18 protein-coding genes and 1 tRNA gene are annotated in these 24,836 nt (G+C 59.4%); 12 read left to right on the top strand and 7 right to left on the bottom strand.

Annotation, left to right across the window (positions count from 1 at the left end):
• Window positions 1-20 precede the first annotated feature (20 nt).
• From AC1DON_RS10255 to AC1DON_RS10245, 3 genes are all read left to right on the top strand, one after another.
• Window positions 21-1,061 (top strand): serine hydrolase domain-containing protein, encoded by a 1,041-nt coding sequence (locus tag AC1DON_RS10255; RefSeq protein ID WP_476934701.1) that lies wholly within the window; start codon window positions 21-23, stop codon window positions 1,059-1,061.
• A gap of 118 nt (window positions 1,062-1,179) precedes the next feature.
• Window positions 1,180-2,019, top strand: coding sequence for a PhzF family phenazine biosynthesis protein (locus AC1DON_RS10250; protein ID WP_476934700.1), 840 nt, complete (start codon window positions 1,180-1,182; stop codon window positions 2,017-2,019).
• A gap of 450 nt (window positions 2,020-2,469) precedes the next feature.
• Window positions 2,470-2,820, top strand: a complete 351-nt coding sequence (locus tag AC1DON_RS10245; protein WP_476934699.1) for an Arm DNA-binding domain-containing protein — start codon at window positions 2,470-2,472, stop codon at window positions 2,818-2,820.
• 576 nt (window positions 2,821-3,396) lie between these two features.
• Here the strand turns inward: AC1DON_RS10245 and AC1DON_RS10240 are convergent.
• On the bottom strand, window positions 3,397-4,230 hold the full coding sequence (locus AC1DON_RS10240; protein ID WP_476934698.1) for a CatB-related O-acetyltransferase: 834 nt from the start codon (window positions 4,228-4,230) through the stop codon (window positions 3,397-3,399).
• Between the two features lie 990 nt (window positions 4,231-5,220).
• A tRNA-Ser gene (locus tag AC1DON_RS10235) sits at window positions 5,221-5,310 on the bottom strand.
• A gap of 160 nt (window positions 5,311-5,470) precedes the next feature.
• Between AC1DON_RS10235 and msrA the strand changes: the two genes are divergently transcribed.
• On the top strand, window positions 5,471-6,127 hold the full coding sequence (msrA, locus tag AC1DON_RS10230; RefSeq protein WP_476934697.1) for a peptide-methionine (S)-S-oxide reductase MsrA: 657 nt from the start codon (window positions 5,471-5,473) through the stop codon (window positions 6,125-6,127).
• Here the strand turns inward: msrA and AC1DON_RS10225 are convergent.
• On the bottom strand, window positions 6,120-6,935 hold the full coding sequence (locus AC1DON_RS10225; RefSeq protein ID WP_476934696.1) for an NAD(P)H-hydrate dehydratase: 816 nt from the start codon (window positions 6,933-6,935) through the stop codon (window positions 6,120-6,122). The genes msrA and AC1DON_RS10225 overlap by 8 nt on opposite strands.
• Window positions 6,932-7,354 (bottom strand): hypothetical protein, encoded by a 423-nt coding sequence (locus AC1DON_RS10220; RefSeq protein WP_476934695.1) that lies wholly within the window; start codon window positions 7,352-7,354, stop codon window positions 6,932-6,934. Before AC1DON_RS10220 ends, AC1DON_RS10225 begins: the two co-directional genes overlap by 4 nt.
• Before the next feature lie 309 nt (window positions 7,355-7,663).
• Here AC1DON_RS10220 and AC1DON_RS10215 point away from each other — a divergent pair, with 309 nt between their 5' ends.
• Together AC1DON_RS10215 and dctA are read left to right on the top strand one after the other, a co-directional pair.
• Complete coding sequence (locus tag AC1DON_RS10215; RefSeq protein WP_476934694.1) at window positions 7,664-8,365, top strand: fumarylacetoacetate hydrolase family protein; 702 nt, start codon at window positions 7,664-7,666, stop codon at window positions 8,363-8,365.
• Window positions 8,362-9,654, top strand: coding sequence for a C4-dicarboxylate transporter DctA (gene dctA, locus AC1DON_RS10210; protein WP_476934693.1), 1,293 nt, complete (start codon window positions 8,362-8,364; stop codon window positions 9,652-9,654). The genes AC1DON_RS10215 and dctA overlap by 4 nt, the downstream gene beginning before the upstream one ends.
• On the opposite strand, the gene AC1DON_RS10205 is transcribed toward dctA, so the two are convergent.
• Entirely contained in the window at window positions 9,647-9,877 is a 231-nt protein-coding gene (locus AC1DON_RS10205; protein ID WP_476934692.1) for a hypothetical protein, read from the bottom strand. The two genes, dctA and AC1DON_RS10205, sit on opposite strands and share 8 nt — an antisense overlap.
• Window positions 9,878-10,027: 150 nt before the next feature.
• On the opposite strand from AC1DON_RS10205, the gene AC1DON_RS10200 reads away from it, so the two are divergent.
• From AC1DON_RS10200 to AC1DON_RS10185, 4 genes are all read left to right on the top strand, one after another.
• On the top strand, window positions 10,028-11,509 hold the full coding sequence (locus AC1DON_RS10200) for an alpha/beta hydrolase family protein (protein WP_476934691.1): 1,482 nt from the start codon (window positions 10,028-10,030) through the stop codon (window positions 11,507-11,509).
• Between the two features lie 116 nt (window positions 11,510-11,625).
• A complete protein-coding gene (locus AC1DON_RS10195; protein ID WP_476934690.1) occupies window positions 11,626-14,085 on the top strand; it encodes a PAS domain-containing protein in 2,460 nt (819 codons plus the stop codon).
• Window positions 14,086-14,168: 83 nt separating this feature from the next.
• Entirely contained in the window at window positions 14,169-15,653 is a 1,485-nt protein-coding gene (locus tag AC1DON_RS10190; RefSeq protein ID WP_476934689.1) for a tetratricopeptide repeat protein, read from the top strand.
• Window positions 15,654-15,748: 95 nt separating this feature from the next.
• Window positions 15,749-15,988 (top strand): hypothetical protein, encoded by a 240-nt coding sequence (locus AC1DON_RS10185; protein ID WP_476934688.1) that lies wholly within the window; start codon window positions 15,749-15,751, stop codon window positions 15,986-15,988.
• 243 nt (window positions 15,989-16,231) lie between these two features.
• On the opposite strand, the gene AC1DON_RS10180 is transcribed toward AC1DON_RS10185, so the two are convergent.
• Window positions 16,232-17,884 carry an ATP-dependent nuclease gene (locus tag AC1DON_RS10180; protein WP_476934965.1) on the bottom strand — a complete coding sequence of 551 codons (1,653 nt, stop codon included), beginning with the start codon at window positions 17,882-17,884 and terminating at the stop codon, window positions 16,232-16,234.
• Window positions 17,885-18,160: 276 nt separating this feature from the next.
• Here AC1DON_RS10180 and typA point away from each other — a divergent pair, with 276 nt between their 5' ends.
• Window positions 18,161-19,999, top strand: a complete 1,839-nt coding sequence (gene typA / locus AC1DON_RS10175) for a translational GTPase TypA (RefSeq protein WP_476934687.1) — start codon at window positions 18,161-18,163, stop codon at window positions 19,997-19,999.
• A 160-nt stretch (window positions 20,000-20,159) separates the two neighbouring features.
• Here the strand turns inward: typA and AC1DON_RS10170 are convergent, their stop codons facing one another.
• Window positions 20,160-22,397 carry a glycoside hydrolase gene (locus tag AC1DON_RS10170; RefSeq protein ID WP_476934686.1) on the bottom strand — a complete coding sequence of 746 codons (2,238 nt, stop codon included), beginning with the start codon at window positions 22,395-22,397 and terminating at the stop codon, window positions 20,160-20,162.
• 141 nt (window positions 22,398-22,538) lie between these two features.
• Between AC1DON_RS10170 and AC1DON_RS10165 the strand changes: the two genes are divergently transcribed.
• Window positions 22,539-24,791: an ATP-binding cassette domain-containing protein gene (locus AC1DON_RS10165; RefSeq protein WP_476934685.1), complete on the top strand. Its 2,253-nt coding sequence runs from the start codon at window positions 22,539-22,541 to the stop codon at window positions 24,789-24,791.
• The last annotated feature ends 45 nt before the right edge of the window (window positions 24,792-24,836 follow it).

The raw sequence follows: 24,836 nt of genomic DNA, 5'->3' as shown, positions 1-24,836 counted from the left end.
GGACCAAGAGGGGGCACGTCATGACAAAAGCGATTATCTGGCTCATCCGGACGGTTGCGGCGGCCGCCACTATCGTCAGCCTGGCGATCTTCGTGCCGTGGGACTGGGCCTATGCAGCGCTGGCGCCGTTGCCGCCGACCGTACAGCAACAGGTCGAAGACGCGACCCGTAAGCACGGCTTTGACGGCATCGTCGTCTATGTCCATCGCAAGGGCGAGCCGCCGGCGTTCTACGCCTCAGGCTGGAAGGACCGGACGGCGAAGGTCCCGGCCGATCCACACGCCCTGTTCAAGATCGCCAGCATCAGCAAGCTGTACATCGCCGTCGCCGCCACCAAGCTGGTCGCCGCGGACCGGCTGTCGCTCGACGACACTCTTGCGCAGCTTTTGCCCGAACTGCGCGTCCGCATTCCCTATGCTGAAAGGATAACGTTACGCATGCTGTTGCAGCACCGGAGCGGTATTCGCAACTTTACCGATGAGCCGGGGCACGACTGGGGTCGGCCGGGTGATTCCGACGCCATGCTGGCGCTGATTCTGAACAAATCCGCAGAGTTCAAGCCCGGCACGCATTACGGCTATTCGAACAGCAACTATCTGCTGATTGCCCGCATTCTCGACAAGACGCTGGGCTACAGCCACCGCGACTATATCAAGGCCGAAATTCTGACGCCGCTGCACCTGACCCATACCTACGGCCTGATGAGCGAGGTGAACCCGGACGATATCATGAGCGGCTACGTGGCAGGCTATCCCGACGACGCGAAACCGCTGAATTTCGTGGTGCCAGGCGAGTCGATGGTCGCCTCGGCCCAGGATGTTGGCATCTTCCTCAGGGCGCTAAACGACGGATCATTGCTGAGCGGCGAGGCGCAGGCGATCTACACGTCGGTCTATCCTTATGAGCACACTGGCCTGTTACCGGGCTACCAGAGCATAGCGCGCTATCACAAGGATATCGATACGGTGGTGGTCCAATTCACCAGCACCAGCGGCAAGAATTCCTGGATGAATTCGGAAGCGGTCTACAACCGCGTCGTCCGCATCCTGCGCAAAGGCTAGCGATTACCGGCAAGGGGGCGTCGATGAGGGGGGCGGCCTACCTTGGCATGTTGCTCCAGCATGTTGACAGGCTGTCCGGCAAGGGCTTGACGGGACCTCTCGCGGAAAAGGACAGGTCATGGGCATTTCGGTTGCGATGGTAGATGTGTTTGGGGCAGAAGCCTTCTCCGGCAACCCGCTGGCGGTCGTCGCGGGCGCGGGCGACCTCTCGACCGAGGACATGCTGCGGATCACGCGCTGGTTCAATCTGTCAGAGACGACCTTCCTGCTGCCGCCGGAGGATCCACAGGCGGATTATCGTGTGCGGATATTCACTCTGGACCGGGAGCTGCCGTTTGCCGGCCATCCGACGCTCGGTACCTGCCACGCCTGGCTCGAAGCCGGCGGCGTGCCGAAGAACGGATCGGAGATCGTGCAGGAATGCGGAGCGGGTTTGGTGAGAATCCGTCGCGACGGCGGTCGGCTGGCTTTCGCGGCGCCACCGCTGCTGCGTTCAGGCCCGCCGTCGGCCGGAGAACTAGCGGATGCGTTGCGATTTCTTGGGATTGCGGCGGGCGAGGTCGCAGACGCCGCCTGGGTTGATAATGGACCGGGCTGGCTAGGCATCCGATTGGCGTCGGCGGAGAAGGTGTTGTCGCTCACGCCGGCACGAAGCTGGCCGACACGGGTCGATATCGGTGTGGTCGGACCGCACGCGTCGGGAGATGTCGCCTTTGAGGTGCGCGCCTTCTTTGGCGACCATACGGGCGCTATCCTCGAAGATCCGGTGACAGGCAGTCTGAATGCGTCGCTGGCGCAATGGCTGTTCGAGAGCGGTTTGGTGAAGGGGGACTATGTCGCAGCTCAGGGCGCGTGTCTCGACCGAAAGGGGCGGGTTTATGCCAGTCTTGATGGCGGCGGACAGGTGTGGATCGGCGGCGAGAGTCGGACGCATGTTGCGGGTCGGATGCAGTTATAGAGCCTGCGTCTTCTACGGCAGGCGGACAGAGAGGGATTGGCTCCGCTACGCTTCGCCGAACCTGCGCATCTGTGATGCTCCGGTTACGAACCCTCTCTATTTGCTTATCGAGGGTTCGAAGCCGTCGGTTTGCCATCCCAAAGAAAAAGCCCCGCAAGGAGGCTCTGTCTTTGGGATGGCGGACAGAGAGTCCGCCTAACCTTTGTAAATAGCTGTGAATAGTTCGTTTCGGACCCACTCTGACATCCTTATCGCACAACGTTTTTTCCTTCCGAATGGAAATAGGTGTAAACCTGCGAAAATGACCATTACTATAAAAAGTATGGGTCAAAGTATGGGGCGGAGCAAGTGACAGACGATCAGGCAGTCAAGACGGGATCCGGGCGCGGGGCCAACCTCAGCGCCATAACGCGGGGCAAGAAGCCACGCCGGAAGGCTGGCGAGCGCCTGATGGAAACCACCGTCGATCAGATCACAAAGCCCGGTTACCACAACGACGGGAACGGCCTTTACCTCTCCGTTACTGCCAGGGGGTCTAAATCTTGGGTGTTCCGGTTCAGGTGGGAAGGCAAGCTCAAGGAAATGGGCTTAGGCCCGTACCCGTCTATTAGTCTGGACACGGCGAGAGCCGACCGTGACAAGTGGCGCAGGGTCTATCAGGTCGAAGGACGTAACTATATTGACGCTCGCCGGGAGCAGGAAGCCGCCGAAAAGGACGAGCAAGGCCGCGAGGAACGGGAACTAGCCGAGGCCGAGGCCAGACGCACCATCGCCACTTTTGCAGCCTGTGCGACTGCCTAGGATTTTGACGTGCGGAGCGGCATCTTAGCCTGTTTCAGCGCACGATTTGTCCCAAGGACCCAGTAAAATGCATATTCCGGTACGCGTGACGAACTTTTCGCGGGATTTCATGTGGCGCATCGCGTTGGTGGGGGCGTTGCTCACGCGTCGGCCATATCCCAAACGGCCGGCGAAACGCGTCCGTCTCAAGCGCTTTGATTACCATCAGAATTGATCCTTCCCGCTGTTACAATGGAGGCAAAGGTAAGCTCTCCGAGCCCTATCCTTCTAATTGCGGGCGAGATATCGGCACGAGTAACATCCTTTCCGCGTGTATGAGAAATTCGGATTGTTTGCTGATCGCATTGCCTTGCATGACGAAAAGGGCGGACTAAGGGAGGGTCAGGCCCACGTAAAATGACAAACTGCGTGTGGCGCATATGCCATTTCCAGATTGCGAAAAGGATGGTCTACTGCCTGCGCGACCCACGGAGAGCCACCATGATCAAACCACGGAATGTGGCCCGGCTACTTGCGACTACACTCTTACTTCTTTCTGAGACCACGGCTTCCGGACAGCCTGCAAAGGCCAAGCCGTCAGGGTGCCGCCCGAGACGAGGTCATGGCTAAGTCACGCCGTTCTTTAGGACTTTCCGCTACAAAAGACCCCATCGGTAGGACAGGGCTGACATTTGGGCGTTGCGTCCACCCGCCCATAACGTCGCGAGCGTCGATATAGGTCAACCGCTCGGGCAATAGCCTGGGCAGTCGCTGCCATAAATTTTCAATCGCTGACTTAATGTCCGTAAGGTCTATGCCTGCGAAATCGGCGTAATCATATTCCCACCAACGCATCTCCATGAGTTCCGAAACATACTCGTCCTTGAACCGCATCTTCTTGATAACGCCAGGATTGCCTACCACCACAGCATATGGCGGAACATCCTTTGTAACCACGGCGCCACGTCCGATAATGGCACCGGTACCGATTGTAACCCCATCCTTAATGTAAGCGCCGTGGCCAATCCAAACGTCATTCCCGATCACTATCTGCCGGTCGTCCCCTTTGTTTGACCATGGATCTAACTGGAAGCCGGTCTTCCGATCGCGTAAGTGCCGTTCGAAGATGAAACTTCCATCGTATGTGAAAGGCGAGGTACTAAGACGGTCAATCGGATGCTCGACATCGCCCATGGCAATTCCAGCTGCAAATGAACAATAACGTCCGACACTGCGCAAATGGGGCGATATTGGTGACCATGAGTAGCTGTACGAGCCGAGGGTTAGTGGCCTGTCAGCATGAATTGGGCCATACCAGCATGACGAGGGAGCTATATTGGTTTCGGGATGCGCGCCCAGAAAACCAGAATGGATCTCGATGTTATGCGCGTGAAGAATGGCCTTGCCGTCTTCTGAAACAGGGGTAACCATATTACTGCTCGCTCACTTTACTCGGTCGTTCAATATTGACCGAGTATCAGCAAGGGCGCGATATATGCCCGGGCCCTGGTAAATTATGAAACACAACGTCAAGCGCGAGGTCGGCCGGAATTTCGCCGTGATATCCTTGAGGAACGGGTCTCTGGGTCAGTACCTGACTGCAATATCAACTTGCACTTTGCCTCGTCGAGCACCTCTTGCGGCCCCTGGATTTCTTTGTTTCCGATGTTTGTGGCGCAGGTTGACGGCCACATCACAAGCTGTCCAATAGCTCGCCTAGCGACGGGCCGATGACCTGATGCTTATCGACCCCGCTCCCTCGTCAGTACAGGTTTTGACAGTTCTCTGTGCAGATCAATCAAACGAGGCCAGCAGGCTTATCGCCCTCACGTACAGCGACGGGTGATGCTGACGCACGAGGCTGATGATCCGCGGCCCTCATACCAGAACGATAGATTGTCGGAGCGGCGCTCGCGATCTAACACAACTGAAATGGCGAGGCCGCGCATCAAATCGGTCAATTCTGAGACAGCTGTCACCGAATCACTATTTAGGATAGGCCGCCACGGCCTGTCCTTTTCGCCTTGTGTGGAAATGTCTACTTCGAAGCGGTCAAGGTCGAAACTACTAGCTGTTGAATCAGGGCGGCGTTATCGCAGTGCTCATCAAAGACGATTGGTATTGCCTTGAAGGCTTCATCCGCACGAACATAGCCGGCCGGTACGACCTCTAAACCACCCATTGCGACACCACGCCACCCTAAGGAGCGCGCGGGAAGCTGCCGGGTGTGGGGCAGTTTGTCGGATGGCCGTCCAATCCCGCGCGAATCAGTGACCGCCGAGGCGAAACGCGTGAACAAAGATAGTACGGGCGTGAATCGCCGTCCGTAGTGGGAAACTAACGAAAATAGCCGTAAAGTATGGGCTAAAGTATGGGGTTGGCCGCCATGTGGCGGAAATTCGCTTAATTTTCAGTGAGATGTGGCGGACAGAGAGGGATTCGAACCCTCGATAGAGTTGCCCCTATACACGCGTTCCAGGCGTGCGCCTTCAACCACTCGGCCACCTGTCCATCCAGTTCGTAACAAAGCCCAAAGGCCGTCACGTGGAAGGCGGCCTTTATAACCACGCCGCGCCACTTCGCAAGCGAATCCTGCCCTTAACATTGGCTTTTTTTGTAACCATATCGAAGGCCAGCGCGTATAAGCCGTGTAACGAAAGGTTCGAAGCATATGTTCGGTCTCAAATCCCAGATGATTTCCCAGAGCCAGGCCCTGCCGGGCCGGCCCGATTCCATCCCCACCGACGATATTCACGTGGTCCTGAATACGCCGCTCAAAGGTCCGTATCCGGAAGGATCAGAGAGCGTCGTCTTCGCCATGGGCTGCTTCTGGGGCGTCGAGCGCCTGTTCTGGAAACAGCCGGGCGTCTTCACGACGGCGGCCGGCTATATCGGCGGCTACACGCCCAATCCGACCTACAAAGAAGTCTGCTCCGGCCAGACCGGCCATACCGAAGGCGTGCTTGTCGTCTATGATCCCAAGGTGATCAGCTTCCAGCAGTTGCTGAAGATCTTCTGGGAGAACCACGACCCGACCCAAGGCAACCGTCAGGGCAATGATGTCGGCACGCAGTACCGCTCGGCCATCATCCCGGCGACTTCTGAGCAATATACCCTGGCCATGACCAGTCGCGACGCCTTCGCCACCCAGATGAAGCTGTTGGGCAAGGGCGCCATCACGACCGAGGTCTTCCAGCCGTCCGATACGACCGGGGCAGATGCCGCCACGCCCTTCTACTTTGCCGAGGATTACCACCAGGGTTATCTCGACAAGAATCCGGGGGGCTACTGCGGCCTCAAGGGCACGGGCGCGACCTGTATCATTTAAAATCTGACAGAAGCCGGGGAAGCTGGATTTCCAGATCCTCGGCGATCAGGCCGATACCGAAGCAGCGGGCGGCCTCGGCGTGCAGCCAGGCGGCCGCGCACGCCGCATCGAATGTCGTCATGCCCTGAGCCATCAGGCCCGTCGCCATGCCGGCCAACACGTCGCCCGTGCCGGCGGTCGCAAGTTGTGGCGGGGCATCGCGGTTGATGACCGTGCGGCCATCCGACGCGGCAATGACCGTGTCACGGCCTTTTAGCAGCACCACAGCGCCGGAAGTCTTGGCTGCTTTCTGCGCGTCGGCCGTGCGGTCGCTGACCGGGCCGAAAAGGCGGGCAAATTCGCCTTCGTGCGGCGTCATCAGAGTGGTGGCGGAGGTGGCCCGAAACAGGGCTGCCGGAACCTTTTTGAACACGGTCAGGGCGTCGGCGTCGAGGACGCACGGCCCCGAGGCAAGCGCCGCCATGGCGAATTCGCAGGTTCGGGAGGAAAGGCCCGCACCGGGGCCGATAAGGACGGCGGTGATGCGCTTGTCTTCGAGCAGGTGCGAAAACGCGGCGGCATCCTTTGCGACCTTGGTCATGATGGCTTCGAGGGCCACCGCATAGACAGGAAGGGCGGTTTCGTCGCACACCACCGACACCAGGCCGGCGCCGATCCGCAAAGCCGCGCGTGCCGCCAACCGCGCTGCACCGGTCGACTGGATCGGGCCGCCGACGACCAGGGCGTGGCCGCGATTATACTTGCTGCCGTCGGATTTCAGGCGGGGCAGGGCGTCGCACCACAGGGTGGGGCTGTTGTCGACAGTCATGACGGGTCTCCGACAAAGGGCAGCAGGCGGGTCAGGTCCTCCGATGCAATATCTTTGCCATACCGTAGCGGCAAGCCGTGGCGCAGGCGTACCCAATCCTCCATCATCGCCGCCTGCTGTTCATAGCCGTAGTCGGCGTAGGGTTTTCCCGGAATAAGTTGGTAGGCATAGCGTCCGCGATGGCCGATGACGTCGCGGACAAAGTAGCTGAGGAGCGTCATGCCGGTGCGGTACTGCCAGACATGGACCAGTTCGTGCGCCAGTACAGACAGCAGGACGGGGTTGTGGCTCATGTCGCGAGGAAGGTTTGGCCAGAAGATGGTCCTGCCGCGCACCAGGATAACGGCATAACCCCGGAGCCAGCGCGATATATGCGACAGGGGGTGGGGCTTGCCCCTAAGCACGACGTTATCGGGCATTTCCGCCAGCAACCGTGGAGGCAATGCCGCGCGCTCGGCGACGGTGAGTGGGCGCCTATATGCTCCCTCTCCCTGCTTGCGGGGAGAGGGTTGGGGTGAGGGGCTCTTGAGGAGCTCAAATATGTTCATCGCAAGTAAGCTTAGGCGCGAACAGTGATTGCGGCAACCTGGCAGCTTATTCTGTGATTTCAGAGAAATTTGCGCCGTTCATAAGCCCCTCCGGCTCGCCGCCCGACGCCTACCCTCTCCCCGCTTGCGGGGAGAGGGAACTACAGAATAGAGTGCGCGGCAAATCAAGAGGAAGCACTCATGACCCTGGCCTTCGCGCCCCTGGCCACGACAATCGTGCCCGTTACGACGGGCGAAGGCTTTCCGGTGCGCAGGGTCTTCTGCATCGGCCGCAACTACGCTGCCCACGCGCGCGAGATGGGATCGGACCCGGACCGGGAACCGCCTTTCTTCTTTACCAAATGGGCCGAAGCCGTCGTGCCCTCTGGTACGCAAATTTCCTATCCGTCGGAAACTTCAAACTACCACTATGAGGCCGAACTGGTTGTCGCTATTGGCAAGGTCGGTCGCAATATCGCGCCGGACAACGCGCTTGACCACGTCTTCGGTTATGCCTGCGGGCTGGATATGACACGCCGCGACCTGCAGAACGACGCCAAGGGCAAGGGGCGGCCGTGGGACATCGGCAAGAATGTCGAACAATCTGCGCCCATCGGTTCAATCTGTCCCGCTGACGCCTATATGCGCAGCGAGGCGGCGCAAGGCGGAGGCATTACACTCACGCGCAATGGTGAGGTCAAACAGTCCGGCCACCTGGGCGACATGATCTGGTCCATCGCTGATGTCATCGCCTACATTTCGCGTTTTTATGAATTACAGCCCGGCGACCTGATCTATACTGGTACGCCGGAAGGCGTCGGTCCTGTCACCGTTGGTGATGCGCTCGTCGTCCATATCGACGGGCTCGAGGACCTCACCATTACCGTCGGGCCGGCCGCGTGAGTACGTCCCTGCAAACACAAAAGCCCTTCTGGTCGCTGCTCTACGTCCAGGTCCTGGCCGGCATTGTCATAGGTGCGGCCATCGGCCTGATCTGGCCCAATGTCGCGGCACAACCTTGGATGAAGGCTATTGGCGACGGTTTCGTCAACGCACTGAAGATGATGATCGCCGTGCTGATTTTCTGCACGGTGGTGTCGGGCATTGGCCATATGAAGGCGGCGGGCCAGGTCGGCCGCGTCGGCATCAAGGCCATCGTCTATTTCGAGATCATGTCGACCCTGGCCCTGGTTATCGGATTGGTCGTCGGCAATCTGGCGCATCCGGGCGCGGGCCTGAACGCAGCGGGCGATGCCGCGGCCATCGCCAAATACGTCTCGCCGGAAACGCATGAAACGCTGTCCGACTACCTGCTGCACCTGATCCCGAAAAGCTTCTTTTCCGGTTTTGCGGAAGGAAACATCCTGCAGGTCCTGTTGCTGGCCATCCTGACCGGCTTTGCCCTGATGCGGCTGGGCGATCGCGTTGTTCACGTGCGCACCCTGATCGATGAAGCGACCCACGTCATTTTCGACATCGTCAACATGGTGATGAAGGCCGCGCCTTTGGGCGCCGGTGCGGCCATGGCCTTCACATTGGGCAAGTACGGTCCGGCGGTTATCGGCAATCTCGTAGCCCTGATCGGCGTCTTCTACCTGACCGCGGCGATCTTTATCTTCGTCGTGCTGGGCGCGGTTGCCTGGGGCTTCGGCTTCTCGATCTTCCGTCTGATCCGCTATGTCCGGGATGAATTGCTGATCATCCTCGGCACATCGTCGTCCGAAAGCGCGCTGCCCGGCCTGATGGAAAAGATGGAGCGGCTGGGCTGTTCGAAGCCGGTGGTCGGCCTGGTTATCCCGACCGGCTACAGCTTCAATCTCGACGGCACCAACATCTATATGACCCTGGCGACGCTGTTCATCGCCCAGGCCATGAATGTCCACCTGTCGATCGCAGATCAGGTCACCTTGTTGGTCGTGGCCATGCTGACTTCAAAGGGCGCGAGTGGCGTGACCGGGGCAGGCTTCATTACGCTCGGTGCGACCCTGGCCGTCATCAATCCGGCGCTGGTTCCGGGGATGGCGATCGTGCTCGGCATCGACAAGTTCATGAGCGAGTGCCGTGCCCTGACCAACTTTATCGGCAACAGCGTCGCGTGCGTGGTGGTGTCGCGCTGGGAAGGCGAGTTGGATAAAGATGCGCTGAAACGCGGCCTTTCGGCCAGGACTGAGCCGGTATTGCCGCCTACTTAGGGGCGATGGTCGACGCTGACACACTGGTCATGCCAGGCATTTCAACTGGGGGCAGTTCCGGCTCATAGCTCTTCGGCGTCGTCGAGACATTCTGCGCCGAGAATTCATCGGCCATTTCACTGCCGGTGACGGTGGTGCGCTCGCCTTCCGGATTGCAGGCGGCGACCGCAATGGCCAGCAGGGCGGCGGCAACGGGAAGGATCTTGGCGGCGGGACTGCGCATCGCATAACTCCATGAAGGTTTCACAGTCCTACGCCGGAGCCACGTCGGAATGCTTCGCGTTTGCCATGCCCTGTTGATAAAATGTCGGTAAGCGCTTTTCGTCTGACCACGACGTGGTAAGGTCTGACCAAAAATATTGGGAGACGACAGATGAAAACCGCCCTCGCCTTGATCCTTGCGCTACTTGCGACACCTGCCGTGGCGCAAATGACGACCGAACAGGATCACCGCCAGATGCTCGATCAGTTGAGTATCAAGACGATTCGGTCAGGGCCAAGCGGCGACCCGTCTGCTCCCAATGCCGCCAATACCGACGAAGCCAAGGCCAATCCCACGCCCGACTGGCCCGAACTGCTGACGCTGAAAAACGGCAAGCCGGTCACCACGGCCGATCAATGGCGCACACACCGCCGGCCGGAAATCGCCGCCGACTTCGAACGCGAGATCGTCGGCCGCATCCCGGCCAATGTTCCGAAGGTGACCTGGTCGGTGGTTGCCAGCGAGATGGAATTTATCAATTTTAAGCCGGTGATGGCGACGCGGCTTAAAGGCGTGGCTGACAATTCCGCGTTTCCGGAACTGGACGTCAGCATTGACGCCATGCTCATCCTGCCCGCCGACGCCACCAAAAAGCCGGTGCCGGTGTTGGTCATGTTCAACTGGGGCGCCACGAAGTTCCCGGCGCCGCAACAGCCCGCGCCCGAAGACCTTGCGCGTATCAATGCCGCGCTGAAGGCCGAGCTGACGGCGCGCGACCCTCAGCTGGCCGAGGTCTTCGCCAAATATCCGGCCTATGACTTGGCGACGGCCGCGCCATTCCCGCCACCGCCCGGCTCAGGCCCCGAAGAGCGTATCCAGCAACTGGTCGCAGACGGCTGGGGCATCGTCATCGTCAATCCGACCAGCTACCAGGCCGACAATGGTGCTGGCCTGACGCGCGGCATTATCGGACTGACCAATAAAGGCCAGCCGCGCAAGCCTGATGACTGGGGCGCATTGCGCGCCTGGGGCTGGGGCGCCAGCCGTGTCCTCGACTATCTCGAAACCCGGCCTGAAGTGGATGCAAAGCACGTCGGCATCGAAGGCGTATCGCGCTACGGCAAGGCCGCGCTCGTCACCATGGCGTTCGATGAGCGCTTTACGCTCGGCCTGATTGGCTCGGCCGGCGAGGGCGGTGTCAGTCCTTATCGCCGCAACTTCGGTGAACAGGTCGAAAGCCTGGCGGGTTCGGGCGAGTATCACTGGATGGCCGGCAACTTTCTGAAATATGCCGGGCCGAAGACAGCGGCGGACATGCCGATTGATTCTCATAGCCTGATCGCCCTGGCCGCGCCGCGTCTGACCTTTATCTCTTATGGTGTACCGGAAATGGGCGATGCCCTGTGGCTCGATCAGCAAGGCAGTTTCATGGCGACGGTCGCGGCGGGCTCGGTGTGGAAGCTGCTCGGCGCAAAGGATCTGGGCGTCGGCAATGCCTACAGGACTGCGAAATTGCCGCCGCCCGAAACCGATCTGCTCGACGGCGAACTGGCCTGGCGCCAGCACACCGGCGGTCACACGGACGCGCCAAACATGCGCCATTTCCTCAAATGGGCCGATGGCAAGATCGGCCGGACTTCGCTGCTCAAGTAGTGCGGTAACCCCTGCCAGCCCGGGACTTCGCCAAACGGTTTATTTCCCTGTTAATCGCTTGCCGCCTCGTGTTAGGTTTCGTCGAATCTCGTGGCGGGGGCTGCGAAAGGGAGTGAATGACCGACACGACCGGCCTGCCTTTTCCCGCCGATCGCGGACCCATGGCCGAAAAGGTACGGAACTTCGATTGGGCTTCAACGCCGCTGGGGCCGATCAGCGATTGGTCTCCGGCGTTGAAGATCGTCGTGGATCTGATGATGGCGTCGAAGTTTCCGAAGTGCCTGTTCTGGGGCCCGGACCTCGTCGCCATCTTCAACGACGCCTATGTGCCGCTGCTGGGCGAGACCAAGGTCAACTCGCTGGGGGAGCCTTATCGCGTCACCTGGGCCGAGGTCTGGGACGACATGAAGCCGATCATCGACAAGGCGATGGACGGCGAGGCGGTGTTCATCGAGGATCACCACATTCCGGTTGCCCGCTATGGCGCGCCCGAAGACGCCTATTTCACCTTCTGCTACAGCCCTGTCCGCGACGAGAACGGCAAGATTGCCGGCATCATGGACACAGTCGTCGAAACGACCGGCAAGGTGCATAATGCCCGCGAATTGAAGGGCGAGCGCGAGCGCCTGCTGCAATTGTTCGAGCAGGCACCCAGCTTCATGACCGTGCTGCGCGGGCCGGAACACGTCTTTGAATATATCAATCCGCAGTACGCCAAGCTGATCTCAGGCCGCAACGTCCTGGGCCTGCCTCTGGCGCAAGGCCTGCCGGAAGTCGTCGAACAAGGATTTGGGAAGCTGCTGGACCGCGTCTATGGCAGCGGCGAGCCTTACACCGCCTACGCGGCCAAGGTCGCCCTCCTGCAGGATGACGGCGCCATCGAAGAGCGTTTCCTTGACTTCGTCTATCAGCCGATCCGCGACGCCTCGGGCGAGGTCACCGGCATCTTTGTCGAAGGTTCCGACGTCACCGAGCGTCATCAAGCCGAACGCGCGGTCCGCGACCGTGAGGAGATGCTGCGCGAACTGAACGAGACGCTGGAAATCCAGGTCGCTGAACGTACGGCCCAACTCGACCGCGTCTGGCGCAAGGCGCGAGACGTCCAGGTGGTGTTGGGCCTCGACGGCATACTCCACGCCATCAGCCCGGCCTGGGAGGCCATACTCGGCCGCAACCCTGCCGATGCGACGGGCCGGCATTTTAGCGAATTCATCTGGCACGAGGACCTGGGGCGCACCCAGGACAATCTCGACCTGGCCCTGACCCGGGGAGACCTGAACGGGTTCGAAAACCGCTATACCCACGCTGATGGTACAGCGCGCTGGCTGTCGTGGCGGACGACGACCGAAGGCGACCGCATCTATGCCTATGGCCGCGACATCACGGCGGAAAAGGACCAGACCATCGCTCTGGCTGCCGCCGAGGATGCGCTGCGCCAGGCGCACAAGATGGAGGCTGTCGGCCAGCTGACCGGCGGCGTGGCGCACGATTTCAACAACATGCTGGCCGTTATCATGGGGTCGCTCGATCTGCTGACCCGCCGCGTTGGCGTCGAAGACCCGCGTTCGAAGCGCTATCTCGACGCCGCCATGGACGGCGCCAAGCGCGCCGCTGCCCTGACCCAGCGCCTGCTCGCCTTTTCGCGCCAGCAGCCGCTCAGGCCCGAAGCCATCAATGTCAACCGGCTGGTATCCGGCATGTCCGACCTGCTCAGGCATTCGATCGGCGCCGGCATCCGGCTGGAAACCGTGCTGGCTGGCGGGCTGTGGAGCGTCAATGCCGACCCGAACCAGCTCGAAAACGTCATCCTCAACCTGGGCGTCAACGCGCGCGACGCCATGCCCAAGGGCGGCCGGCTGACCATTGAGACCCAGAACGCCCATCTCGATGCCCGCTATGTCGCCGCCCAGCCTGGCCTGCCCGAAGGCCAGTACGTGCTGATCGCCGTCACCGATACCGGCGAGGGCATGACGGCCGAGGTCATCGCCAAGGCTTTCGATCCCTTCTTCACCACCAAGGAGACCGGCAAGGGCACGGGACTGGGGCTCAGCCAGGTCTACGGCTTCGTCAAACAGTCTGGCGGGCACGTGAAGATCTATTCCGAGCCGGGCGAAGGCACGACGGTTAAGATCTACCTGCCGCGCGTCAATGCCGCCGCGAAGACCGACGACGAAGGTGCGGACTACGGCCGGCCGACGGGTGAGGCGCAGGAGGTTGTTCTGGTCGTCGACGACGAGGCAGCGGTGCGCCAGTTCAGCATCGACGCCCTGACCGAGCTTGGCTACCGCGTACTGGAAGCCGACGGCTATGCCGCTGCCTTGCGGATGATCAAACAGTATCCGGATATCGCCCTCTTGTTCACCGACATCGTCATGCCCGACGGCAATGGCCGTAAGCTGGCCGACGATGCGCAGGCGCTGCGGCCGGACCTGAGGGTGCTCTATACGTCGGGCTATACGCGCAACGCCGTCGTCCACAATGGTGTCGTCGATCCCGGCGTAGAACTGATCGGCAAGCCATTTACCGTCGACGACCTGGCCGCCAAGGTCCGTGAAATCCTCGATCAGCCAAGTTAAGTGTGCGCAATCATGATCGATCGCGATTGACGCTGAGCAACCCCTGACTTATCCTTGTACTATAAATACCAAGGGAGGGGACTATGGTTGTATCCGGACGGCGTATGCGCACGGCTCTGAGCGTAATCCTGTGTTTGACGGTCGCGTCGCCGGCGTGGAGCCAGGCGGCGCCGGCAAAAACGGAAGCCCCTAAGGCCGAGGCGACCGAAGTTCCTTCCGGCGATACCCTGACCATCTTCGGCCGTAAGCGTAACGGCAACGACCCTAACGTCATCCGCATCGATCCGTCGCGCGCCTCGTCCTGTGCTTTCATGGAAGACTACGACCCGGCCTACGATCCGGTTGTCCAGGGCTATCTCGATGACTTCAATGTCCGCCGCGAGGAAGACGACAAGAATTTCAGCGACAATTCACCGGGTGGCAATGCTCGCTCCGGGCAGCGTTCCGGCCTGCCGGGGATGGAAGGCGAGTTGGCGCCTGGCCAGCAGGGCCCTGCCTGTAACCCGTCCGACCGAAATTTTGCCGCTGCGCGCAGCCAGATCGCCCGCCGGGACAAGTCACTGCGCGAAGCCTTTGCGGCCTTTGATGAGAAGAAGTACGAGGAGGCGCTGGACCTGTTCCGCAAGTCCTACGTCAAGATGGGCTATGATTCCGCCGCCCTGATGGAAGGCAAGATGTACCTGCTGGGGCTGGGCACCAGGCCCGACAGCAAGGAAGCCATCATGTGGCTAACCAAGGTGGCCGAGGCGCCGTTCGACCCGACCAAGGACGTGCAGAAGTGGGGGGAGGACGATCCCACCTATATGAGCACGCGCTCGGATGCGGCCATGCTGCTGGGGCGCATCTACCTGACCGGCTGGGGTATCGACAAGGACGCGAAGGCGGCGCGCAAGTGGTACATCAAGGCGGATACGTTCGGCTTCGTCCCGGCCGCCCACATCGCCGGCCGGATGTTCGAGAGCGGCATGGGCGGCGAAGTCGATATGAAGGGCGCCGTCAAATACTATACCCGCGCAGGTACCGCAGGCTACGCGCCGTCGCAATACGCGATGGGCGTCATCCTCTATGACGGCGCCGATGGCGTGCTTGCCGATCGCAAGCTGGCGGCCGAATGGTGGTCGCACGCCGCCAAGCGCGGCCATCCGGACGCACTCTATGAGATGGGCCGGCTCTACGATCTCGGCGAAGTCGTCGCCGCCGATCAGCAAAAGGCGCTCGTCTACTATAAGGAAGCCGCCCTGGCGGGCCAGGCCGACGCGCAGGTGGCCATCGGCACCTTCTTCTATACCGGCGAAATCGTCGGCCAGGACCTGGTCATCGCGCGCAAATGGTTCATGGCGGCCGCCCAGCAGGGCAATCCCGACGGCATGTTCAACATCGGCGTCATGCTGTCAAAAGGCGAGGGTGGCGATGCCGACCGCGCCGTGGCCTTGATCTGGTTCCGCCTGGCCGAACAGGAAGGCCTGGAAAAGGCCGGCAAGGCAGCCAACGCGCTCGAGCCCAAGCTGACGGACAAGGAAAAGGCGCGCGCCAGCAGCGTGCTCAAGGAACTTAAGGCCGCCGGGTAACATAATCCCGGTGAAAACCGTGGACTGACGAAAACGTGCATTGACGTATGGGTTTGCTCGCCTCACAACGGCTTTCGCTTTTGAGGAGTAAGAGTATGCGTTTGTATATCACGGCGTGGGTGCAGCTGGATGGGCATGACCAGCCTTTTCAGGTCGTCAAGGATCGCAGCAATGCGGCCGTGTTCAATGTCGGCGAATGGCAGTACGACATCGACGCCCGGCCCATGCGGACCTCTCCGGATGCCCCGCGCATCGTCAAGATCCTGAGCCTTCAGGACGCGCGCGAACTTGGCCTGCGCCAGGACTATAACCGCGACATCTCGATCGGGATATAACCACCTCTCCCTGTTTACGGGGGAGGACGAGAGCCGAGCGCAAGCGACGGCGATCGGGTGAGGGGCTTCGTCCTGCTTTAACCTGGAAAGCGCGGAAAGCTTCGCTGACACACTGCGCCTAAATCAAGTTGTCACACGTGACGGCGATTATATCGCTTATGGGAAATAGTAGCGAAGTTGGGCCGCACCTTAGTTCAGAGCTTGAGTAAGACTCCCCAGCCCCACCTGATCGTTAATTACAGTCTAAATGTGAACTTTTTTTACGAAAGACCTGAGCTGTTCTAATCGTGGATCGGAAAGTGGAATTGTAGCAAGGAGCTTTGTGACAAACTTGGGTCCATGCAAACCAATTTCCTTACAGAAGTTTTCAGCCTCTCCAGTTGGAATTACGTATATTCCGATTTCTTCCAGATAATTTTGAAGTTTATTGAATTCCTTTTGAGCATGCCCGCCAGGGATTGCTGCCGTGCCATATCGTTTAATATCAGCCCAAGGCGAACCTTGTTTTAGAGCCTCAGTTATGTCGCCCTTTGGAAGGGAGTTAGCGTCCGATTTCTCAATTATGCTAACAATATCGTTTTTTATTTCTTGATTTGTTTTTGGCTTTTTCCCATTCCGAACTGCTGCGTCAATACGTAACCATATTGCTTCGCATTGCTGCCAATCCCCTCCAAATGCCGCAACTGTTTCGGCTACCAAGTTGCGCTCAGATAGAAAGTCAATGTCAAATACGGCCTTAGTTGGCACGCCAATCAACCTAAGTATCTTCGCTACTTTGGGAATGCCATGCTTTCCGCCTGTTGGAACGTACGCAGTGTCAGGCCAAGATTCTTTATCCTGAAGTGAAATATAATCTGCAACTGAATTCATTAATCTACAGTCACTGTCATCTTCGCATATTATAACCTGTTCGTGAAACAATCCCTCTAAAGCATTAGAATATCTAAGATCAGGTTTTTCCCAGAGCTCCTTTATCGTCTGACTTGATGCCTCTGTGACTATATTCCTTTCTTTGTCTCGTTTAATTCTTAAAATTCTAATGTTCCCTTTTGTTCCTTCCAAAAAACCTCTTAAAATGTCACTGCTATGAGTTGCTACGAATAGTTGACCCTTTACTTCAGACGAAAGTGTCTCTCCAAGCCGCCTCATCTGGGGTGGGTGTAGAAAGGCCTCGGGTTCATCTATAAGTACAATGTCTAAGTTTGAAACGATTGCTTCAAATAATATTCCGGCATAACTTTTCATCCCATCGCCCTGTTGATCTAGCAAGGGATTTTTAATAATGGCTTCAACATATTGGTCGCTGACGCGATCATATTTCTTTTGTATTTTTGGGGTATCTCCGACGTGTATCGGAATTTTGCTTCCACCTCGAAAATTAAACATTAATTCTTGGCCGAATGCTTTCTTGAAAAGGTTACTGATGTGGGCCATGAGGTTGTCGTTATCATAGAGCACATGTTGTGGCTTTGCTTTCGGGTCCGACGGGGAAATACTTAATTGTTGTTCGCAAATACTAAGTCGTTCGTTTGCAGTTATATTTTTTATAAATCCGGTTGATATCTCGTTTACAAGATTTTCTAATTTCCAAAATTGAATGTGATTTGATTGTAAATTCCAATTATTATATCTGTATTGGCCGTTTATATATGATGCTTCTTTTTCTAAAAAAGTTTCTAATTCTTTTTCTGTCCCAATTTTATTTACGGTTATAGATTCCAATACAACTGATCTTACTTTTTTATTTGTCTTTGATAGCGATAAAATTTCCCTCAATGTCTGAGATTTTCCACTATTGTTTGCGCCGACAATGATTATTTTCTCTTTCTCGGTAAAATTGAAAGTATCTCCCCCCGAAAAGGAAATGCTCGATATTGATGCTGAGGGTTTGAACACCAAGTTGCCTCTCCTTATAACGCATCCAATGGGCCAGCGCAGAATCGCTGAGTAACGATATTATAGAATGATAGTGCGTGATATCGAGACGTTGCGCGTTCCCCAATAGTGCGACTCCCTCTCGCAGTTCTTCGCACCCGCGAAAATAGTTGCGCGGGTGCTATGGCCTTTTGGCGCATTTTCGGTTATATGCGCCGCAAATCAGAACAAACATCCCGTTATCAGGCGCCTCGCGACAAACGATATGAGGCGCTTTTGTCGTATGCAAAGGCCTACATGAACCTGCGTAACATCGCCATCATCGCTCACGTTGACCACGGTAAGACGACCCTGGTTGACGCCCTCCTGGCCCAGTCGGGCGTCTTCCGCGCTAACGAAGCGACGGTCGAACGCGCCATGGACTCGAACGACCAGGAACGCGAGCGCGGCATCACCATCCTCGCCAAGTGCACCAGCGTTCTGTGGAACGGCAAGGCCGGCGAAACCCGCATCAACATCATCGACACGCCGGGCCACGCCGACTTCGGCGGCGAAGTCGAACGTATCCTGGGCATGGTTGACGGCTGCGTCATCCTGATCGACGCCGAGGAAGGCGTCATGCCGCAAACCAAGTTCGTACTGGGCAAGGCGCTGAAGCTGGGCCTGCGTCCGATCCTGTGCATCAACAAGGTCGACCGCCCGCACGCCGATCCGGACCGCGTCCACAACGAAGCCTTCGACCTGTTCGCCGCCATGGGCGCGACGGACGAACAACTGGACTTCCCGCACATCTATGCGTCGGGCAAGAACGGCTGGGCGACCATGGACATCAACACGCCGTCCGATTCGCTGGCGCCCTTGTTCGACCTGATTGTCGAGCACGTGCCGTCGCCGGCCGCCCAGAAGCGCACTGCCGAGCCCTTCCAGATGCTGAGCGTCCTGATCGAATCCGATCCGTTCCTCGGCCGCATCCTGACCGGCCAGATCGCTTCGGGCAAGGCCGTCCCTGGCCTGGCCATCAAGGCGCTGGACCGCAACGGCAATGAAATCGAACGCGGCCGCATCACCAAGGTCCTGGCCTTCCGCGGTCTGAAGCGTCAGCCGCTGGACGAAGGTTCGGAAGCGGGTGACATCGTCGCCATCGCCGGCCTGTCGAAGGCCACCGTTGCCGATACGCTGTGCGACATGTCGCTCAGCGAAGCGCTGCCGGCCCAGCCGATCGATCCGCCGACCATCTCCATGACCGTGTCGGTCAATGACAGCCCGCTGGCTGGCAAGGAAGGCACCAAGGTCCAGTCGCGCGTTATTCGTGAGCGCCTGCTGCGTGAAGCCGAATCGAACGTCGCCATCCGCGTCACCGAAACGGAAGAAAAGGACGCCTTTGAAGTCGCCGGCCGCGGCGAACTGCAACTGGGCGTGCTGATCGAAAACATGCGCCGCGAAGGTTTCGAAGTCGCTATTTCGCGTCCGCGCGTGGTCTTCCAGACCGACGAAGCGACCGGCGAAAAGCTGGAGCCGATCGAAGACGTCCTGATCGACGTCGACGATGAATATACCGGCGTCGTCATCGAAAAGCTCAGCGCCCGCAAGGCCGAGCTGAAGGACATGGGCCCGTCGGGCGCCGGCAAGACGCGCATCACGCTGAAGGCGCCGTCGCGTTCGCTGATCGGCTACCAGGGCGAATTCCTGACCGACACGCGCGGTTCGGGCGTGCTGAACCGCGTGTTCTCGCACTACGAAGCCTATAAGGGCTATATCGACCAGAACCGTAAGGGCGTGCTGATTTCCAACGGCGACGGCGAGACCTCGGCCTTCGCGCTGTGGAAGCTGGAAGAGCGCGGTACGATGTTCGTCGGTGGCGGTGAGAAGACCTATATGGGTATGATCATCGGCGAAAATTCGCGTATCGACGATCTCGACGTCAACCCGATGAAGACCAAGCAACTGACCAACATCCGCGCTTCGGGCACGGACGAAGCCATCCGCCTGACGCCGCCGCGCCGTCCGACCCTGGAACAGGCCATTGCCTACATCCTGGACGACGAGCTGGTGGAAGTAACGCCGAAGTCGATCCGCCTGCGCAAGTCGGTGCTGAACCCGAGCTTCCGCAAGAAGCGCGTCAAGGAAGAAGCATAATCAAATCATGGGGGAAAATGCTTTTCCTCCATGTGCTTCCTTTGAATGAGTTTGAAGCGGCCCTGCGATCACGCGGGGCCGTTTTTCTTTAGGCTAATCAGTAGACCCTCTTCGCCCTCCCCATGAATGGAGAGGGCGAAGCAATGTGGAGCCTAGCAGTTTAAATGCTTTGGTAGTTCACAACCTCGCCGCCGGCCAACACAGCACGCAAGCTCTTGCCAGCCAATGCCACATTATCGACGTCGCGCGCCTTGTCATCGTAATTGACCGTGATCTGGCTGCCGTCCGCAAAGGTCGTGCGCTGGATAAGCTTGTCGTCGCTCAAGTACGCAAAGCCTGTCAACGCCTGCAATGCCAAGGCCTCATGCAGCTTGCGGAACACGCCATACTGCCGCTGGATAATCGGTATCCGTTCGCTCAGACTTCCGGCGCTTAAGTGATAGGTTGGCGCCACATTGTGCAGCAACTGAGTCAGCTCGCGGTCCTGCGCTACATCGCTCAGTTTCAGATTGTCGTACGTCCAGTGGTGCGACGTGATGATCGCGCCGTGGAAGACTGTCTGATACAGCGGCACCACGGCGCCCGGCGCGAAATGCAGCGTCCGGTACTTCGGCTTGGTTTTTGCCGGCGCAAAGAACTTGCCTGGCTGCTCCGGTGGGAACCAGTTGCCGGTGTAATAGGGCGATGACTGATCGGTGGCGAGGTCCGGATCGCCCCAGCCGATGACCGGCGTCTCGGTGCCCTGCGCAAAGGCTATGCCCTGGCTGGTCACCGCATTGCCGACTTCCGAGCCCAGCGGCACCTGGGTCGTCTCGGACCACCAGCGCTGGATGGCATTGTTCGCGGCGGCGTGCTGTCCCTGAGTCATCTCGTGGCCGGTGCGATAGTCGTCGAAGACCATGCCGGTGGCGCTGACATCGCTGAACCAGCTGTTATAGCCGGCTGCCGCTTTGAGCGCCGTCACCCTGCCTTTCAAAGATGGCGTCACGCAGATCGGGTTGGCATAAAAGCCCGTGCCCATGAATCCCTTGCGCGGCTGGCCATTGGCCAGGATGATCGGACAGGTCTCGTACAGTTTCCGTCCCTGCTGCGAGGTTGCCCAGTCGGGACGATCGCCGGGGGCGATCACGCCCATATAGTCGTCATAGGGGGCGATAAGATAGCCGGCATCGGCGGCGGCGCGGACGACTTCCGGGTGCCACAGACCGCCGTCGAAACCATCACCCAGGCCGATCCATAGCCGGTCGAAACCTGCCTCTTTCAAAGCGGTGATCGTGCGCTTCGACAGGCCTTCGCCCCAGGTCGCGGGATCGGGCGCGAGAGACGCCTTGAATGCGGCCTGGAATTGCTGCCGCAACTCCGGATAGATGCCGGTCAGTCGCCCAAGGTCGATCTCTTCCTGCTGCCATGCGCCCCGCGCCAACGACAACACGACCTGATTGACATGACGCACGACGACGCGGCGCTCATAGGGCGCCGGCGTGGCGGGGAACGCTCTGAGTTGATCGAGCGCTTCGGCGTCAAGCGCCCCACGCAGACGCGTCGCGAACGGCTCGCTCCCGCGCAAGGTCGTCATGAAAACGGCCCAGTCGCGGACGTCGGGCACGCCGATCAGGCCATTGCCCCACAGATAGATTTGCGGCGCGCCGATCAGCTTTTCGGTACCTGGGGTAATGCGGATTTTGTCGGCCAGGGTCTGGTATTGGCCGGTTTCGACAATGCGCTGCTTGTAACATTGTGCGCCTGACAGCAGCGTGTCGCCGAAATGCAGTGTCATTGTCATCGGTGTTGTCGGTGACAGGCGCGTGAATTCGTGGCTCAGCTTGAGCTCCAGCCCCCCCGCGGCCTCAGAAAAACTCAGCTGGTTGTTGAACGGATTGCCGAGCAGCCAGTGCAGCGTAAAGGCGCCGTGGTCCATACCCCAGAGCGGCAGGGTCAGGTCTTCAGTCGTGTTGATATCGTTGTGGGCATTGAGCAGGTCGGCGCGCCATTCGGGGCTGTCCGAGGGCGCGTAACGCCCTTCGGCCAGCGGCAGGATGAGGCCACGTCCCATGGCGGCTGCCGGCTGACGCAGCAGTTCCAGCGTCTCAGGCGCTTCTACGGTGAAGGACAGGTTCAGGTCGCGGCCGGAGAGGGCGGCGGTGACGCGGACTGTGCCCCAGCGCCATTGCGCGGCGTCAGGTGTCTGTTTGAGATCGGCGACGGCGCGCGCCGGAAAGCCGTCAGATACCGTCAGCGCCGGCTGGTTCCTGGGCGTGACGCTGATCGCCAGCGTCGCCGGATCGATTCGCACCTGCCAGTCGTCATTGCTGAATGCAACGGCTGTTGTTGCCGCGCGCGCAAGGGGCGCCAGGGCGACTGAGGCCAAGGTTGTGCACAGAAAGTCGCGGCGGCGCATGGGCATCCTCATGGTGACAGATGCGGACTGTCCTTCAAGCGCCGCCTTTTGTCGAGTTGCGTCGCTTAAATCATCGCACGCTGCTGACAAACCCGGGCAACCCCGTGCATGATGCTCAAGCAGACACGCGAAGGAGCCTTCATGACCCAGCCCGACTACGGTTCAATCCTCATCCGCGGTGCGCGCGAGAATAATCTCAAAAACGTCTCGGTCGATATCCCGAAACGGCGGATTACCGTCTTCACCGGCGTGTCGGGTTCGGGCAAGTCGTCGCTGGTCTTTGGCACCATTGCCGCCGAAAGCCAGAGGCTGATCAACGAAACCTATCCGGCCTTCGTCCAGCAGTTCATGCCGCACTACGGCCAGCCCGAAGCGGATCTGCTGGAAAACATCTCGGCCGCCATCATCGTCGATCAGCAGCGCCTGGGCGGCAACTCGCGCTCGACCGTTGCGACCGTCACCGATGCGGCCCAGATGCTGCGCGTCCTGTTCGCGCGCGTGGCTGAACCCCGTCTGCCGGCGCCGGGCTACTATTCCTACAACGACCCGCGCGGCATGTGTGGCGAATGTGAAGGCATCGGCCAGGTGGCCGCCATGGATATGACCGCCGTTATCGATGAGACGAAGTCGCTGAACAGCGGTGCGCTGTTGCCCAAGGACTATTCGCGCGACACCTGGTACTGGGAAATCTACAACAATTCCGGTCTGTTCGACATGGATAAGCCGATCAAGGACTATAGCGACGAGGAGCGGCACAACCTCCTGCACCTCGATGACGGCCGCAAGATCAAGGTCGGCAAGATCGGCCTGACCTTTGAGGGCGTCGTCACCAAGCTCAAGAAGGGCCTGGGGGCCAAGGATCCGGAAACCCTGCAACCGCATGTCCTGCGCGAATACGAGAAGATCTTCACCCGCGCCACCTGTCCTGCGTGCCAGGGCGCGCGCCTGAAGGCCGAAGTGCTGGCCAGCAAGGTGGCTGACAAGAACGTCGCTGAACTTTCGGCCATGCAGGTCAGCGATCTGGCGGAGTGGGTGCGGGCGATCCAGGCGCCGCAGGTCGGGCCGATGTTGCAGGCCCTGTCGGCGCGGTTGGACAATCTGGTGACGATTGGGCTTGGCTATCTCAGCCTCGACCGCGAAAGCTCCAGCCTGTCGGGCGGTGAGAGCCAGCGGGTCAAGATGGTGCGGCATCTGGGTTCATCGCTGACCGACATGACCTATGTCTTCGATGAGCCGTCGGTGGGCCTGCATCCGCACGATGTCGGCCGGCTGGCCGGGCTGATGCAGCAGTTGCGCGACAAGGGCAATACGGTGCTGATCGTCGAGCACAAGCCCGACATGATCGCCATTGCCGATCATGTCGTCGACATGGGGCCGTTCGCCGGCAGCCGGGGCGGGGAGATCGTCTATGAGGGCGACTATGCCGGCTTGCTAACCTCGGGGACGCTGACTGGCAACCATATGAAAAAGCACCAGCCGATCAAGGACAAGGTGCGCAAGGGAGATGGCGAGCTGCGTATCGAAAGCGCCAGCCTGAACAACCTGAAAAACGTCTCGGTTTCGATCCCGAAAGGCGTGCTGACCGTGGTCTCGGGCGTGGCGGGCTCGGGCAAGTCGTCGCTGATCCAGGGCTGTTTGCCGAAGGCCTATCCCGACACAGTCATCATCGACCAAAATTTGGCTCGCGGCTCCAGACGATCAAACACCGCCACCTATACCGGCATCCTCGATGCGGTGCGCAAGGCATTTGCCAAGGCCAATGGCGTCGATGCCGCGCTGTTCTCGGCCAATTCCAAAGGCGCCTGCCCGGACTGCAACGGGTTGGGGGTGACCTATACGGATCTGGCGCACCTGGATCCTGTGGCGGCAACGTGCGAAACCTGTAATGGCAAGCGTTTCCTGCCCGAGGTCCTGACGCACCATCTGCGTGGCAAGTCGATCAGCGACGTCTACGAGATGAGCGTCTCGGACGCAGTCAGCTTCTTCACCGAACCGGCGATCGCGCGGATTTTGAAGGGGCTGGATGATGTCGGCCTTGGCTATCTGACGCTCGGCCAGCCGTTATCGACCCTGTCGGGCGGTGAGCGCCAGCGGCTGAAACTGGCCGCCGAACTGGGCAAGGAGGGCAATATCTACGTGCTGGATGAGCCGACGACCGGGCTGCACATGAACGACGTCGATACGCTGATCGGGCTGTTCGACCGGCTGGTTGACGCGGGCTCGTCGGTCATCGTCATCGAGCACAATCTTGACGTCATTTCACGTGCCGACTGGGTGATCGACCTGGGACCAGGTGCCGGTCACGACGGGGGTATGATCCAATACGAAGGCGTGCCGTCTGGATTGGTGGCCTGTGAGGCGTCGTTGACGGGGCGGTATCTGGCGAAGCGGTGATCAAGCGTCCGCTGCGTGCCCGCGCGGAGAGGTCACATACATTGC

This window comes from Asticcacaulis sp. P4_H10 (genome assembly GCF_056400965.1).
Note: the sequence above shows the minus strand (reverse complement) of the source record. Positions and strands in the feature narration are given on the sequence as shown.

What these genes read in the sequence shown, in the direction of transcription:
- AC1DON_RS10215 (WP_476934694.1), top strand. Translation starts at nt 7,664, where the DNA reads ATGACCCTGGCCTTCGCGCCCCTGGCCACGACAATCGTGCCCGTTACG.
- AC1DON_RS10185 (WP_476934688.1), top strand. Translation starts at nt 15,749, where the DNA reads ATGCGTTTGTATATCACGGCGTGGGTGCAGCTGGATGGGCATGACCAG.
- AC1DON_RS10165 (WP_476934685.1), top strand. Translation starts at nt 22,539, where the DNA reads ATGACCCAGCCCGACTACGGTTCAATCCTCATCCGCGGTGCGCGCGAG.
- AC1DON_RS10245 (WP_476934699.1), top strand. Translation starts at nt 2,470, where the DNA reads ATGGAAACCACCGTCGATCAGATCACAAAGCCCGGTTACCACAACGAC.
- AC1DON_RS10240 (WP_476934698.1), bottom strand. Translation starts at nt 4,230, where the DNA reads ATGGTTACCCCTGTTTCAGAAGACGGCAAGGCCATTCTTCACGCGCAT.
- AC1DON_RS10205 (WP_476934692.1), bottom strand. Translation starts at nt 9,877, where the DNA reads ATGCGCAGTCCCGCCGCCAAGATCCTTCCCGTTGCCGCCGCCCTGCTG.
- AC1DON_RS10225 (WP_476934696.1), bottom strand. Translation starts at nt 6,935, where the DNA reads ATGACTGTCGACAACAGCCCCACCCTGTGGTGCGACGCCCTGCCCCGC.
- AC1DON_RS10255 (WP_476934701.1), top strand. Translation starts at nt 21, where the DNA reads ATGACAAAAGCGATTATCTGGCTCATCCGGACGGTTGCGGCGGCCGCC.
- typA (WP_476934687.1), top strand. Translation starts at nt 18,161, where the DNA reads ATGAACCTGCGTAACATCGCCATCATCGCTCACGTTGACCACGGTAAG.
- AC1DON_RS10195 (WP_476934690.1), top strand. Translation starts at nt 11,626, where the DNA reads ATGACCGACACGACCGGCCTGCCTTTTCCCGCCGATCGCGGACCCATG.
- AC1DON_RS10190 (WP_476934689.1), top strand. Translation starts at nt 14,169, where the DNA reads ATGGTTGTATCCGGACGGCGTATGCGCACGGCTCTGAGCGTAATCCTG.
- AC1DON_RS10170 (WP_476934686.1), bottom strand. Translation starts at nt 22,397, where the DNA reads ATGCGCCGCCGCGACTTTCTGTGCACAACCTTGGCCTCAGTCGCCCTG.
- msrA (WP_476934697.1), top strand. Translation starts at nt 5,471, where the DNA reads ATGTTCGGTCTCAAATCCCAGATGATTTCCCAGAGCCAGGCCCTGCCG.
- AC1DON_RS10200 (WP_476934691.1), top strand. Translation starts at nt 10,028, where the DNA reads ATGAAAACCGCCCTCGCCTTGATCCTTGCGCTACTTGCGACACCTGCC.
- AC1DON_RS10250 (WP_476934700.1), top strand. Translation starts at nt 1,180, where the DNA reads ATGGGCATTTCGGTTGCGATGGTAGATGTGTTTGGGGCAGAAGCCTTC.
- AC1DON_RS10220 (WP_476934695.1), bottom strand. Translation starts at nt 7,354, where the DNA reads ATGCCCGATAACGTCGTGCTTAGGGGCAAGCCCCACCCCCTGTCGCAT.